Annotated in this window: 14 protein-coding genes and 1 tRNA gene; 6 read left to right on the top strand and 9 right to left on the bottom strand. The window is 61.9% G+C overall.

Features of this window, described 5'->3' with window-relative positions; genetic code table 11:
• The first annotated feature begins 37 nt into the window (after positions 1-37).
• Both ASC80_RS19185 and ASC80_RS19190 read left to right on the top strand, forming a co-directional pair.
• Complete coding sequence (locus tag ASC80_RS19185) at positions 38-787, top strand: glutamine amidotransferase (RefSeq protein WP_056301072.1); 750 nt, start codon at positions 38-40, stop codon at positions 785-787.
• A 23-nt stretch (positions 788-810) separates the two neighbouring features.
• Entirely contained in the window at positions 811-1,320 is a 510-nt protein-coding gene (locus ASC80_RS19190; protein ID WP_056300595.1) for a nuclear transport factor 2 family protein, read from the top strand.
• Position 1,321: 1 nt separating this feature from the next.
• On the opposite strand, the gene ASC80_RS19195 is transcribed toward ASC80_RS19190, so the two are convergent.
• Together ASC80_RS19195 and ASC80_RS19200 are read right to left on the bottom strand one after the other, a co-directional pair.
• Complete coding sequence (locus ASC80_RS19195; protein WP_056300599.1) at positions 1,322-2,551, bottom strand: bifunctional alpha/beta hydrolase/OsmC family protein; 1,230 nt, start codon at positions 2,549-2,551, stop codon at positions 1,322-1,324.
• Between the two features lie 192 nt (positions 2,552-2,743).
• Positions 2,744-2,819 (bottom strand) — tRNA-Ala (locus ASC80_RS19200).
• Between the two features lie 180 nt (positions 2,820-2,999).
• On the opposite strand from ASC80_RS19200, the gene ASC80_RS19205 reads away from it, so the two are divergent.
• The 3 genes from ASC80_RS19205 to folD are packed head-to-tail and all read left to right on the top strand — an operon-like array spanning position 3,000 to position 4,546.
• Positions 3,000-3,290 carry a YggT family protein gene (locus ASC80_RS19205; protein WP_056300604.1) on the top strand — a complete coding sequence of 97 codons (291 nt, stop codon included), beginning with the start codon at positions 3,000-3,002 and terminating at the stop codon, positions 3,288-3,290.
• 30 nt (positions 3,291-3,320) lie between these two features.
• Complete coding sequence (locus ASC80_RS19210) at positions 3,321-3,641, top strand: DUF167 domain-containing protein (RefSeq protein ID WP_056300607.1); 321 nt, start codon at positions 3,321-3,323, stop codon at positions 3,639-3,641.
• Between the two features lie 20 nt (positions 3,642-3,661).
• The gene (gene folD / locus ASC80_RS19215; protein WP_056301075.1) at positions 3,662-4,546 is read left to right on the top strand and encodes a bifunctional methylenetetrahydrofolate dehydrogenase/methenyltetrahydrofolate cyclohydrolase FolD; all 885 of its coding nucleotides are present in this window, start codon (positions 3,662-3,664) and stop codon (positions 4,544-4,546) included.
• A 4-nt stretch (positions 4,547-4,550) separates the two neighbouring features.
• Here folD and ASC80_RS19220 read toward each other — a convergent pair whose 3' ends face one another.
• The 3 genes from ASC80_RS19220 to ASC80_RS19230 form a co-directional block, all read right to left on the bottom strand.
• Positions 4,551-6,035 (bottom strand): M20 family peptidase, encoded by a 1,485-nt coding sequence (locus ASC80_RS19220; protein ID WP_056300610.1) that lies wholly within the window; start codon positions 6,033-6,035, stop codon positions 4,551-4,553.
• Between the two features lie 42 nt (positions 6,036-6,077).
• Positions 6,078-6,614: an inorganic diphosphatase gene (gene ppa / locus ASC80_RS19225; protein ID WP_056300612.1), complete on the bottom strand. Its 537-nt coding sequence runs from the start codon at positions 6,612-6,614 to the stop codon at positions 6,078-6,080.
• A 114-nt stretch (positions 6,615-6,728) separates the two neighbouring features.
• Positions 6,729-7,238 (bottom strand): GNAT family N-acetyltransferase, encoded by a 510-nt coding sequence (locus tag ASC80_RS19230; RefSeq protein ID WP_056301077.1) that lies wholly within the window; start codon positions 7,236-7,238, stop codon positions 6,729-6,731.
• Between the two features lie 167 nt (positions 7,239-7,405).
• Between ASC80_RS19230 and ASC80_RS19235 the strand changes: the two genes are divergently transcribed.
• Complete coding sequence (locus ASC80_RS19235) at positions 7,406-8,290, top strand: alpha/beta hydrolase family protein (protein ID WP_082512667.1); 885 nt, start codon at positions 7,406-7,408, stop codon at positions 8,288-8,290.
• Between the two features lie 43 nt (positions 8,291-8,333).
• On the opposite strand, the gene ASC80_RS23260 is transcribed toward ASC80_RS19235, so the two are convergent.
• From ASC80_RS23260 to typA, 4 genes are all read right to left on the bottom strand, one after another.
• Positions 8,334-9,167, bottom strand: coding sequence for a protein NO VEIN domain-containing protein (locus ASC80_RS23260; protein WP_082512668.1), 834 nt, complete (start codon positions 9,165-9,167; stop codon positions 8,334-8,336).
• A 44-nt stretch (positions 9,168-9,211) separates the two neighbouring features.
• Positions 9,212-9,445, bottom strand: a complete 234-nt coding sequence (locus tag ASC80_RS19240) for a hypothetical protein (RefSeq protein ID WP_056300616.1) — start codon at positions 9,443-9,445, stop codon at positions 9,212-9,214.
• Positions 9,446-9,540: 95 nt separating this feature from the next.
• Positions 9,541-10,770, bottom strand: coding sequence for a flavin monoamine oxidase family protein (locus ASC80_RS19245; RefSeq protein WP_056301080.1), 1,230 nt, complete (start codon positions 10,768-10,770; stop codon positions 9,541-9,543).
• 125 nt (positions 10,771-10,895) lie between these two features.
• The gene (typA, locus tag ASC80_RS19250; protein ID WP_056300617.1) at positions 10,896-12,719 is read right to left on the bottom strand and encodes a translational GTPase TypA; all 1,824 of its coding nucleotides are present in this window, start codon (positions 12,717-12,719) and stop codon (positions 10,896-10,898) included.
• Between the last annotated feature and the right edge of the window lie 103 nt (positions 12,720-12,822).

A 12,822-nucleotide genomic window follows, 5' to 3' on the forward strand; every position in this document is an offset into this window, starting at 1 on the left:
CTATAACGACACGGTCGGTCGCGGTATTTTTGGAATCATGAACCAGACGCCTTCAGATCAGTCTTCGAACTCTCTTCCGGTTCTGATTGTGCTGCATCAGGAAGCGTCGACGCCGGGGCGGATCGGCAATGTGCTGCGTGTCCTTGGCCATCCGATGGATATTCGCCGTCCGCGCTTCGGTGATCCTCTTCCTGAAACGCTGGAGCATCACGCCGGCGCCGTGATGTTCGGCGGCCCGATGAGCGTCAACGATTCCGATGACTACATTCGCCGCGAAATCGACTGGCTCGCGGTACCGTTGAAAGAGCAGAAGCCGTTTTTCGGAATCTGTCTCGGGGCGCAGATGCTGGCGAAGCATCTTGGTGCGCGGGTCGCCGCGCATCCCGACGGGCGCGCCCAGATCGGGTACTATGCCGTCCGGCCGACCGCCGCCGGCCGCGCCGTCTGCGCGCAGTGGCCGGATCAGGTTTATCACTGGCATCGCGAGGGCTTTGAACTTCCCTCCGGGTGCGAGCTTCTGGCGGAAGGCGACGATTTCCCGAACGAGGCGTTTCGGTCCGGGTCGTGCTTCGGTGTCCAGTTCCACCCCGACGTGACAACCGCGATGATGCATCGCTGGACGACACGCGGACATGAGCGGTTCACGCTGCCGGGCGTGCGGCCCCGCGCCGATCACTTCACATGGCGCGCGGTTCACGATGTCTCGGAGCGCGCGTGGCTGAACACCTTCCTCGAGCGCTGGCTCTCCAACGGCACGCAGACCGATCTTCTCAACGCGGCCGAGTGAATTCTCCGGCGAGGGAGCACGCATTGGATCAGTCGAGCTTCGCGGCCCTGCTGAGCGCGTTCACGCTGTCCGCCGAATCGGGTGACGGGGCGCGCTTCGCCCGCCACTTCACCGAAGATGCGGTTTATTACGACTATATCTACGGTGCGCACAAAGGCCGCTCCGAGATCGCCCACATGATGGAGCATCTGTTCCATCGCGACGCCGGCGAAGATTATCGCTGGGAAATGTTCGATCCTGTCATCAACGGCGACATCGGCTATGCGTGGTCGCTGTCGAGCTTCACCTCGCGGGTTCCGCAATTCGCAGGGCAGTTCGTGGTAATCGACGGCATCAGCCGCTTCGTGCTGCGCGACGGGTTGATCGCGGAATATCGCGAATCGGTCAATGGCGGCGTGGCGATGGCGCAACTCGGCGTCGAGCCGGAGCGGATCGTGAAAATCCTCAAGCGCTGGTCCGGCTGGCTGCGGGAGCGGCCGGAAACCAGGGATTATCTCGCGCGGTCGCGGCGCGCCAAGGTGCCCGCGAAATAGTTCACTCCGCGGCGCGCGTGACGATGCGGATTTCCGATGTCAGCGTGCGATGGACCGGGCACTTGTCGGCGATCTCCAGCAGCTTCTTGCGTTGATCGTCGTCGAGGTTGCCTTCCATGGTAATGATACGGTCGATCTGGCTGATCATGCCCTCCTTGGTATCGCACTCTTCGCAATCCTTGGCGTAGATACGGTTGTGCTTCAGCGCCACCGTGGTCCGCTCCAGCGGGATCGCCTTGCGGTCGGCGTAAAGCCGCATCGTCATCGAGGTGCAGGCGCCAAGCCCGGCGAGCAGGAAGTCATAAGGTCCGGGTCCGGTGTCGAGGCCTCCGGCCGAAACCGGTTCGTCCGCGATCAACCGATGCTTGCCGACCGAGATCGTCTGCTGGAACGTGCTTGCCCGTGTTTCTTGGACAATGACGCCGTCGGATATTGCCGGAGCGTTCGATGCATCGGCCACAGCCGCGGTTGTGGCGTCGAGATAGCGCGCCGCCCAGGCCGCGATCATGTCGGCGACGTAAAGCGCATCCTGCTTTTTGCTGAGCAGGTGGTCGGCGCCCTGCAGCGACACGAAACTCTTCGGATGTTTTGCGGCGACGAAAATATGCGTTGCGTTGTCGATTCCCACCGTGTCGTCGGTCGGCGAATGAAAGATCAGCAGCGCCTTGTGCAGGCTTGCCACGTGGTCGAGCAGCCGGTGGCTGGTAACGTCGTCGAGGAACTGGCGCTGGATCCGGAACGGCCGGCCGGCGAGAGAGACCTCGACCTCGCCGTCCTTGGCGATATCGTCAAGGCGACCCTTGAACAGGTGAGTGACATGGCCCGGATCGGACGGTGCGGCGATCGTCGCCACCGCCTTGGCTTCCGGGATTTGCGCAGCCGCCGCGAGAATCGCAGCGCCGCCGAGACTATGGCCGATCAGGATCGCCGGGGCCTTGTACGATTTGCGCAAGTAATCGGCTGCCCGCACCAGATCGGCGATATTGGATGAAAAGTTGCTGTTGGCGAATTCACCTTCGCTGGCGCCGATGCCGGTAAAATCGAAACGCAGCACCCCGATGCCACGCTTTGTCAGTCCTTCGGCGATCCGTTTGGCGGCCAGCACGTCCTTGCCGCAGGTGAAGCAATGCGCCAGCAGCGCCAAGGCCGAAGGCTCACCCTCCGGCAAATCCAGCGATGCCGCCAGCATCTGTCCATCCGTATCCGGGAATTGAAAGCGTTGTGTCGGCACGTTCAGCCTCCATGGGTTGGCTGCGGTCCTCGGCGATTCGCGCGGGATGGCGCGCCGGCGGACGCGGGTGATCGCAATCCATTAAGCCCCAAATGCGTGACCGGACAATGGGTGGTGAAAAGCCGCCCGCAGGGAATGGCGGGATGGTCCGCGTGGCTGGAATATCGCGCAACAGTGGCGGATTGGGGGATTTGGTGGAGCCAGGCGGGATCGAACCGCCGACCTCGTCATTGCGAACGACGCGCTCTCCCAGCTGAGCTATGGCCCCATCTGCCGGCCGCGCGGACGCGAACCGGCTCGCAAGGCCGCCATTTACAATCCCGGCCGACTCCGAGTCAAGAACGCGTCAAATCTGATGTTTTGCGGGCTGCGGCGGAGACGTCCCTTGTTTGGCTGCGGTTGAGCCGGTATTTAGGGGCCAGTTCCCACCAGTGAACCGGACCCACCGATGCGCGCCATTCTCGATATTATTCTGATCGTTCTCGATCTTTATGTCTGGCTGCTGATCGCATCCGCGATCCTGTCGTGGCTGATCGCGTTCAACGTCGTCAACACACGCAACCAGTTCGTGGCATCGGTGGCGGAATTTCTCTACAAGATCACCGAGCCGGCGCTGCGGCCGATCCGGAACTTCATGCCGAATTTCGGCGGTCTGGATATTTCGCCGATCATCGTCATCCTCATCATCATGTTCATCCAGCGCGTCATTACCTATTACATCTATCCGAACGTGATCTGATCGCGCCGCTGGGGGCAATGGGCCTTTTGCATGGATCCGTGGCGCTACTCGGCGCAGGGCATTGCTGTTTCCGTTCGCGTCACTCCGCGCGGCGGCTCGGACGCGATTGACGGTATCGAGACGTTGGCCAACGGCCGCAGTGTTCTGAAAGTACGGGTCCGGGCCATCGCGGACGGCGGCGCGGCCAATCGCGCGGTGACAGAGCTGCTCGCCAAGGCGCTGGGGGTGCCGAAAAGCAGCGCGCGCGTGCTATCCGGCGCCACCTCGCGTCTCAAGCAGATCGCGGTCGATGGCGACCCGCGCCGTCTCGGCGAAATGTTGCGCAATCTCTCGGCGTCGCCCGACGCCTGATCAGAATGAAGGACGAAGGGATGACCGCCCGGATCATCGATGGAAAAGTTATTGCTGCGGACCTCCGTGCCCGTGTTGCCGCCGAAGTCGAGCGAGTCAAAGCTCAGCACGGTTTGACGCCCGGTCTTGCGGTGGTTCTGGTGGGCAGCGATCCGGCCAGCGAGGTCTATGTCCGCAGCAAGCACAAGCAGACTCAGGCCGCCGGGATGGCGTCGTTCGAACATCTGCTGCCGGCCAACGTCGCGCAAGGCGAGCTGCTGGCGCTGATCGACAAGCTCAATCGCGATCCCGCTGTGCACGGCATTCTGGTCCAGCTTCCTCTCCCGGCGGGGCTCGACACCGACGCCGTCGTCAACGCGATCGATCCGGCCAAGGATGTCGACGGGCTGCATCCGGTCAATGCCGGGCGGCTCGCTACCGGTCTGCCGGCGCTGTCGCCCTGCACGCCGCTCGGCTGCCTCATTTTGACCAAGAGCGTCCACGCCTCGCTGGAAGGCATGAACGCGATCGTGATCGGCCGCTCCAATCTGGTCGGGCGTCCGCTGGTGCAATTGCTGCTCAATGAGAACGCGACCGTCACCATCGCCCATTCGCGCTCGCGCGATCTGCCGGCGCTGTGCCGTAACGCAGATCTGGTTTACGCCGCCGTCGGCCGCGCCGAGATGGTGAAGGGTAATTGGATCAAGCCCGGCGCAACTGTGATCGATGTCGGCATCACCCGCGTTCCGGGCTCCAGCGGCAAGGATCGCCTGATCGGCGATGTCGCCTATCAGGAAGCGTTGCAGGTCGCGGGCGCGGTGACGCCGGTGCCTGGTGGCGTCGGCCAGATGACGGTCGCATGCCTGCTGGTCAACACGCTGCGCGCCGCCTGCGCGATCAAGGGTCTTCCCGCGCCGGCGGTGTGACGAGCTATTTCGTTGCCGTGTTCTCGATCAGCCGCCGATAAAACCGGATCATGTCGGCATAGTTCGCGATGCTGAGACGCTCGTTGGTGCCGTGAAAGCGCAACAGGTCTTCGGCTTTGGCGCGAACAGGTGAAAACCTGAAAATGCTTTTGGTCACGCCGGCGTAGTGGCGCGAATCGGTCGCGGCCAGCATCAGGCCCGGCGCCACCACCACATCGGGAAACACCTCGCGAATGGTGCGGTTGAGTGCGCGATATGCATCGGTCCGGGTCGATGTCACGGGCGGCGGCTCGGTGTTGACGTCACGCCGCGTGATGGTGATGGCATCGTTGTCGATGGTTCGTCTGACGTGGTCGATCACGGTCGCCTCGGTATCGCCGGGCTGTAACCTGAAATTGACGGTGGCGTCGACCCGGCCCGGCAGCACGTTGTCCTGATTGCCGGCGTTGACGATGGTCAGCGCGGTGGTGGTGCGGATCAGCGCATCGGTTGACGGCGATTTGCCGAACTCGCGCAGCAGCAGCGGCTTGAACAGCCACAGATTCGAGAGCACGATGCGATTCATCGCGTTCATCTCGGGCGCCAGCGTTTGCAACATCTCCTGCGCGGCGCCCTGAATTCGCGCCGGCATCCGGTGCCGGTCGAGCTTCGCCAGCGCCGCGCTCATGATGCCGATCGCCGATTGTTTTGGCGGCATCGAGGAATGGCCGGGTGTCGCGGTGAGACTCAGGTCCACCGTGGCATAACCTTTCTCAGCGATGCCTATCAGCGCCGCCGGCCGGTCGAGACCCTTCAGCATGCCGTCGGCGATCACCAGTCCTTCGTCGATGACGTAGTCGAGTTTGACGCCGCGTTGCGCCAGCAGCTTCGCGATCTCGCTGGCGCCGCGCAGCCCGCCGACCTCCTCATCCGCGCCGAAGGCAAGATAGATCGTGTGTTTGGGGCGAAAGCCTTCCTTGGCAAGCTGCTCGACCGCCTCGAGGATCGAGAACAGGTTGCCCTTGTCGTCCCACGAGCCGCGACCCCAGATGAACCCATCGCGAATGGTGCCGTCGAACGGCGGAACCTGCCAGCTGCTTTCGGTGCCTGGCGCAATCGGCACGACGTCCTGATGTGCGAGCAGCGCGATCGGCACCGCGTTCGGGTCGCTGCCCTGCCAGGTGTAAAGCAGGCTCAGGCCATTGACGGCCTCGCGCTTCGCGGCGGCATGAAATGCCGGAAACGTTTCGGCCATGTAGGTCTGCAGGCCGCGAAACGCGTCAGCGTTCTGGTCGGGATCGGTAGCGCTGGAAATGGTCTGGAAACGGATCGCGGCGCTGAGGTGGTCGGCGGCATTTTTCTCGTCGACTGCGGCGCGCGGAATGGGCGTGACCGCGATCTGGCGTGACTGCCGGGTGAGCGCGTTATAGCCGAGCACACAGGCGAGGATGATGCCGGCGGCAATCAGGAGCGCGACGAGATTTCGGATCGTCCTGATCAGCTTGCGCATCGAAGCCCCATGCCCGGGCACGACCGGCCGAAGCGCGGCGCGTCATGCCTTCTCTTTTTTCGCCCGCTCAATGCCTTCAAGGATCAGCTTGTGCGCATCCGCGGCATCGCCCCAGCGCAGCACCTTGACCCATTTTTTCGGCTCGAGATCCTTGTAGTGCTCGAAGAAGTGCTGGATCTGCTGCAACGTAATATCGGGCAGATCGCTGTAGTTTCCCACCTTGTCGTAGCGCTGGGTGAGTTTCGATGACGGCACCGCGATGATCTTTTCGTCGCCGCCGGCTTCGTCTTCCATGAACAGCACGCCGACCGGCCGCACGCTCATCACCGCGCCCGGAACGATGGCGCGGGTGTTCGCCACCAGCACGTCGCAAGGGTCGCCGTCGTCGGACAATGTATGCGGAATGAAGCCGTAGTTTCCGGGGTAGCGCATCGCCGTGTAGAGGAAGCGATCGACCACCAGCGTGCCGGCGTCCTTGTCCATTTCGTACTTGATCGGTTCGCCGCCGACGGGAACTTCGATGATGACGTTGACCTCGTGCGGCGGGTTCTGTCCAAGCGAAATGGCGTCGATACGCATCAGGGGCCTTGTCGAGCTGTCGAGAAAAAGAAAACGATGATCGGTGACGCGGACATGAAACGCGCCAAATCCGGCAAGTTCAAGCCCGATGCGCCGCTTTCAGGAAGCCGATTATCAGGCGCCCCAGGCGAACGCCACCTTGTCGAGCGACTTCGCGCCAAACCGCTCGGAGGAGCGTGCCACCATGCGGCCGCCAAGCCCGCGATAGAACTCGACCGCCGGGTCGTTGTCCGACAGTGCCCAGATCACCATGCTGCGCAGTCCGCTCTGGACCAGATCGCGCTTGGCGAAGGTGAACAGGCGGCGGCCGAAGCCGAGGCCCTGGAATTCGGGGCGCAGATAGAGCTCGTAGATTTCGCCTTCGAAATGCAGGCTGCGTGCGCGGTTACGGCCGTAGTTGGCATAGCCCGCGACCTTGTCGCCGAATGACAGGACGCTGACGCGGCTGCCCTTGCGGATCGCGCTATCCCACCACTGCGGGCCGCGACGGTTGATCAGCTTTTCAAGCTCCGCGCCGGGGATGATTCCCTGGTATGCGGCGCGCCAGGCTTCGTCATGCGTTGCCGCGATGGCGGGTGCATCGGATGCCCTGGCTGGGCGGACCTCGATAAGGATCGTGCTCATGATCCAATCAAAGCAAGTCGCCGCCCCGGCTTCAAGGTCCATCCTTAATAATCGGTTAATATGTGCGTTTTTTGCATCACGTCGCCGTAACTCTGTACCGAAAGCGGACATAGGCGGGGCTGCGACGCGCTTGGCGCGCCGGTCAGGGCGGGCAATGATCGGTCGCGATGATGAAACGCGAATTTCTCAAGGTCTGTGCGGTGGCGGCGGCGATCGGCCTTTGCGGCGAATCCGCGGCGTTGGCGCAGGGACGCTTTGGTGCGCAAGGGCTCGAGGGCGCGCCGGATCGGCGTCAGCCATGGCTGGTTCCGGCGTCCGATTCGGCAACGGCGTCGCGGGCGATCCTGTTCCGGCCGGCCGGCGACGGGCCATTCCGAATCGCCATTATCGTCCATGCCTCGACCCAGAACCGCATCTCCCGCGCGCAGATGCCGCAACCGGAGTACCGGGCGCTGGCGGCGGCGCTGGTGGCGCGGGGCTTCGCGGTGCTGGTGCCGGAGCGGCCGGGCCACGGCGCGACCGGTGGTCCTTATCTCGAAGATCAGGGAGGGTGTGATGCGCCCGACTACGCGCGCGCCGGGCGCGCAACGGCCGACTCGATTTCAGCCGCTATGACGTTCATGCGCAGCCAGCCGTTCGTCCGCAAGGAGGCTGTCGTGATCGTCGGTCATTCCGCAGGCGGGTGGGGTGCGCTGGCGCTGGCGCGCCATAACCCGAAAGATATCTCCGCCATCGTCGTATTCGCGCCGGGCCGCGGCGGTCACGCCAGCGACCGGCCGGGCGAAATTTGCGCGCCGGAGAGGCTTATCGACGCCGCACGCGGCTTCGGCGCGGGTGCGAAAGTGCCGGTGACGTGGCTGGTGGCGCAAAACGATTCGTATTTTCCGCCTGCGTTCTCAAAACAGATGGCGGATGCCTTCCGCGCCGGGGGCGACAAGGTGGATTTTCGCGTGCTGCCGCCATTCGGCAGCGAAGGGCATTGGGTGGCGGAAGCGGGAGGTGAGGACGAGATGGAGCGAGGGCTCGGCGCAGTGTTCGGTCCTCGTGAGTAACGATGTTCAGGATGCCGGTACGAGGACAGGCAACAAAAGCTAACTAATCAAATGAAGCAGAGAATGTGAGCGGTTCAAGGCGGACAAGCTTATCGAGTGGTGGAGAAAGCTCAAACATTCGCGGCTTTCTTGAAAAATCATACAATCTGCAAATCCGAAATTCGGTTGGTCGCTCCCTCGAAAAGGAAAGCTCATTTCTAGTCAGATAGAACGGCGTCGTTTCGAGGCCAACCGTTGTTTTCACTTCGATCAGCCTTTCAGACCCATCAACATTGTAAGAGTGAATATCATATCCCGCACCGTCTCCGATTTCTTGTGACACCCACTTTACTTGTTTTGCTAGGTCTGAGCGTCCTCTCAAACTCAACTGGCTGCATTCAAAATTTAGAACAATCTCTTCACCCGCTTTCCCTAGCGCGCGGTTGCGAAAATCGCGTTCAACGGGATCAAACTTTCTTATGAGGCGCTCTAGTTCAACTTGCTTGGTAGTAGCGGGCCGCAAGGATGGTGGTGATTCGACGAATAATTCAGGAGCTTTATGGAATCCAGGTGAGGGTGGATTGTAGCTTAGGTCGCTCGGATTCTGGATAAGATGCCGTTCGACTGCATCAAGAATAGATTTTTGAAAATTTACGAGCGGTTTGTATCCAGCAATAGTAGGTAGTCCCAATTCGACAAAAACAGCTGAAAGATTTTGGTGCTTACGTTCAATGGAGCCATCGGTTCTTCCAGTGGCTTTTACAAGAGATCTGCGAAATTCGGACTTATTGTAAGTCTCATTGCGGAGTTCAGAAGCTAGCATCGCGAAGTAATCAGTAACGATGAGATCAAGTTCCTCGTCCGTCCAATCCTGCCCAAAGCGATCAGCGGCGTTCATAATTCGATCTTCTCATTGAAAAGGCTCGCTGGTTACCGGGGAGGCTAGCGTTGATGCCAAAGGTAATCGGTTTTCGGATCGAGATCGTATTTTTCACCAACCCAATAAACGAAATCGTTCGGAGTTTCGGCGGATTGAAAATGATTGGTCAGTCGTTTGTCATCGATGCCAGCATCATCAATTGTAATGCCGTAGACTTTGTAGAGCCGGATATCGACAGCCCTCCGCCATTTTGCGAACATTGCGTTAGCTGGACAGTTCTGCTTGTTCTCGCTCATTACAACAATTCCAACGGACGATTTGAGTCATTAGCAGAGATCGTAGACTGCGATTAAGTCTCGGTCCCGTCAATCGCACCATTGAGCAGCATATGTTAGTCGTCCATCACTTCTCCCGCCGCCCTGACCCCGCTTTCCTGTGCGCCGTGGGCGGTGGAGAAGAAGTTCGGCGAGGTTGCTTCGCCGGCAAAAAACAGCCGGCCATCGACGGGCGCAGCGAGAACCGCGCGGCCGTCGGCGTGTCCCGGCAGTGCACGGGAATATGAGCCAAGCGCGAATGCGTCTTGCGCCCAGCGCGATTCGCCAATCGGCGTGAGTTTGTTGCGGTACTCCGAGCCGAGCAGCGCCACCAGTTCGTCGATCGCCTGCGCGCTCAGCGCGCCATCGCCCTTGTCGTCGAATGTGCGTGCGAAGCTGCCGCCGAAAAATCCCGATATGCACGGCTGTCCCATCGGGCGCAGGTGATAGCTGCCGGTGCCGACCCGGTTCGCGCCGTACAGATGTCCGTCGACTGGCAGCGTCTCCGGCTCGCTCAGCGCCAGCATCACCTTGTTGGCGAGGCCGAGCGGTAACCCGGCGGCGGCGGCCACCTTGTCCGGCAATGCCGGATGAAAGCGGATCGCTTCGTTGGCGATCAGGCTGGTCGGCGTGGTGACGATTACCTTGCCGGCGGTGAGCGTGCCGCGCGATGTCGTGATTTTCATGCGCGATCCGGAATGGTCGATCAGCGTGACTTTGGTGTCGAACGCAACCGGGCAGGGCGCGCCGTACGCCGCGATCAGTGCGCCATAGCCGCGCCGGACGCGCCAGTTGATCCCGGTGTCCTCATAGGCATCGGCGTCATAGACCGATACCTGGTCGAGTTCGCAGCCGTTGATGTAGGTGCTGATCGAATCGATCCGCGCATTCCAGCGATTGCCGGGTTCGAGCCATCGGCTCGCGGGTGAATCCTCCGGCAGATCGGAGGCCGCTTCCACGCGAGTCTCGAACTCATCCATGGCCTTCAGGAAGTCTTCGCGGTCGTCAGGCGCGAAACCAAGATTGAGGCTTTGTTCGCGCCAGCGCGGCAGCGTGTCGTTGATCGCAAATCCGAGATCGCGGGCGATCGGCACGAAGGCGTTCTTGTCAGCCGAATGAAGCCATTCGCAGCCGACGTCGAAGACGATGTCGTTCCGAAGAATTGCCGTGTGGCTGCGGCCGCCGATACGATCGCGGGCTTCGAGAATGAGGACAGAGAGCGATGAGCCTTCCAGCGTCCGTGCTGCCGCGAGTCCGGCCGCGCCTGCGCCGATGATCGCAACATCGACATCGGAGGGAAGGGTCATGCGGGCGCCCATGAACTGCCGAGAAGATTGCCAGGAATCCTGTCAACCTCGACCTATAAGACGCCGATGCCCGGCACAAGGCCGGGCATCGTGAATTTGATATGACGCGGAGCGCGCGCGGACGGTCAGCCGACCAGCGCTTCCTTGGTCTTCTCGGCGCGCTTGCGCTCGTTGGGGTCAAGGTGGCGCTTGCGCAGCCGGATCGACTTCGGCGTGATCTCGACCAGTTCGTCGTCTTCGATATAGGCCAGCGCCTTTTCCAGCGTCATGCGGATCGGCGGGGTCAGGCGCACCGCTTCGTCCTTCGACGTGGTGCGGATGTTGGTGAGCTGCTTGCCCTTGAGCACGTTGATCTCGAGGTCGTTTTCGCGGGTGTGCTCGCCGACGATCATGCCGCGATAGACCCGCCAGCCCGGCTCGATCATCATCGGGCCACGGTCTTCCAGCTTGAACATCGCGTAGGCGACAGCTTCGCCCTGATCGTTGGAGATCAGCACGCCATTGCGGCGGCCCTGGATCTCGCCCTTGTACCCGGCATAGCCGTGAAACAGGCGGTTCATGATCGCGGTGCCGCGGGTGTCGGTCAGCAGTTCGCTCTGGTAGCCGATCAGGCCGCGGGTCGGCGCGTAGAACACCAGACGCAGACGGTTGCCGCCGGAGGGCCGCATCTCGATCATCTCGGCCTTGCGCTCGCTCATCTTCTGAACGACGACGCCGGAGAACTCCTCGTCGACGTCGATGACGACTTCCTCGATCGGCTCCTGCAACTGGCCATTCTCGTCCTTGTTGAGAACGACGCGCGGGCGCGACACCGACAGTTCGAAACCTTCGCGGCGCATGTTCTCGATCAGGATCGCGAGCTGCAATTCGCCGCGGCCCGATACTTCCATCGCGTCCTTGTCGGAGGCCTCGACAACGCGCAGCGCGACATTGCCTTCGGCTTCGCGCAGCAGGCGGTCGCGGATCAGGCGGCTCGTGACCTTGTCCCCTTCGGTGCCGGCGAGCGGCGAGTTGTTGACGATGAAGGACATCGAGACGGTCGGCGGATCGATCGGCTGCGCCTGGATCGGAGTCTCGACGGTGGGGTCGCAGAACGTGTCGGCAACGGTGCCCTTGGTCAGGCCTGCAATGGCGACGATGTCGCCGGCTTCGGCGAGTTCGACCGGCTGCCGCTCGAGGCCGCGGAACGCGAGGATCTTGGTGATGCGGCCGGTTTCAACCGTCTTGCCGTCGCGCGACAGCACCTTCACCGACTGGTTCGGCTTGACCGATCCGGAGGCAATGCGGCCGGTGATGATGCGGCCGAGATAGGGGTTGGCTTCGAGAATGGTGCCGAGCAGGCGGAACGGGCCTTCTTCCACGACCGGCGGCGCAACGTGCTTGATCACGAGCTCGAACAGCGGCGTCATGCCGCTGGCGTTGTCTTCCACGGAGGTGCCCATCCAGCCGTTCTTGCCGGAGCCGTAGAGAATCGGAAAGTCGAGTTGCTCGTCGGTGGCGTCGAGTGCGGCGAACAGATCGAACACCTCGTTGACCACTTCGATGACACGCGCGTCGGGACGGTCGACCTTGTTGATGGCGACGATCGGCTTGAGACCGAGCTTGAGCGCCTTGCCGACCACGAACTTGGTCTGCGGCATCGGGCCTTCGGCGGCATCGACGAGAACGATCACGCCGTCGACCATCGAGAGGATGCGCTCGACCTCGCCACCGAAATCGGCGTGGCCTGGCGTATCGACGATGTTGATCTGGGCGTCGCCCCAATGCACCGACGTGCATTTGGCGAGAATGGTGATGCCGCGCTCGCGCTCGATGTCGTTCGAGTCCATGGCGCGCTCGACCTGGCGCTGGTTGTCGCGGTAGGTGCCGGACTGCTGCAGCAGCTTGTCGACGAGGGTGGTCTTGCCATGGTCGACGTGGGCGATGATGGCGATGTTTCGCAAATTCATATGTCTATGGTCTTCCAGCTACAGAGGCGCGACGTCGTGAGACGGCGAGTGCAGGGCGATCTCGTTGATGCGCGCAGGACGCCCAAAAAACGCGGTGCCCGGT

Source organism: Afipia sp. Root123D2 (assembly GCF_001425835.1).
Taxonomy (GTDB): domain Bacteria; phylum Pseudomonadota; class Alphaproteobacteria; order Rhizobiales; family Xanthobacteraceae; genus Afipia.

Coding starts and splice junctions, on each gene's coding strand:
- ASC80_RS19185 (WP_056301072.1), top strand. CDS start 38: ATGAACCAGACGCCTTCAGATCAGTCTTCGAACTCTCTTCCGGTTCTG.
- ASC80_RS19205 (WP_056300604.1), top strand. CDS start 3,000: ATGCGCGCCATTCTCGATATTATTCTGATCGTTCTCGATCTTTATGTC.
- ASC80_RS19210 (WP_056300607.1), top strand. CDS start 3,321: ATGGATCCGTGGCGCTACTCGGCGCAGGGCATTGCTGTTTCCGTTCGC.
- folD (WP_056301075.1), top strand. CDS start 3,662: ATGACCGCCCGGATCATCGATGGAAAAGTTATTGCTGCGGACCTCCGT.
- ASC80_RS19220 (WP_056300610.1), bottom strand. CDS start 6,035: ATGCGCAAGCTGATCAGGACGATCCGAAATCTCGTCGCGCTCCTGATT.
- ppa (WP_056300612.1), bottom strand. CDS start 6,614: ATGCGTATCGACGCCATTTCGCTTGGACAGAACCCGCCGCACGAGGTC.
- ASC80_RS19230 (WP_056301077.1), bottom strand. CDS start 7,238: ATGAGCACGATCCTTATCGAGGTCCGCCCAGCCAGGGCATCCGATGCA.
- ASC80_RS19235 (WP_082512667.1), top strand. CDS start 7,406: ATGATGAAACGCGAATTTCTCAAGGTCTGTGCGGTGGCGGCGGCGATC.
- ASC80_RS23260 (WP_082512668.1), bottom strand. CDS start 9,167: ATGAACGCCGCTGATCGCTTTGGGCAGGATTGGACGGACGAGGAACTT.
- ASC80_RS19240 (WP_056300616.1), bottom strand. CDS start 9,445: ATGAGCGAGAACAAGCAGAACTGTCCAGCTAACGCAATGTTCGCAAAA.
- ASC80_RS19245 (WP_056301080.1), bottom strand. CDS start 10,770: ATGACCCTTCCCTCCGATGTCGATGTTGCGATCATCGGCGCAGGCGCG.
- typA (WP_056300617.1), bottom strand. CDS start 12,719: ATGAATTTGCGAAACATCGCCATCATCGCCCACGTCGACCATGGCAAG.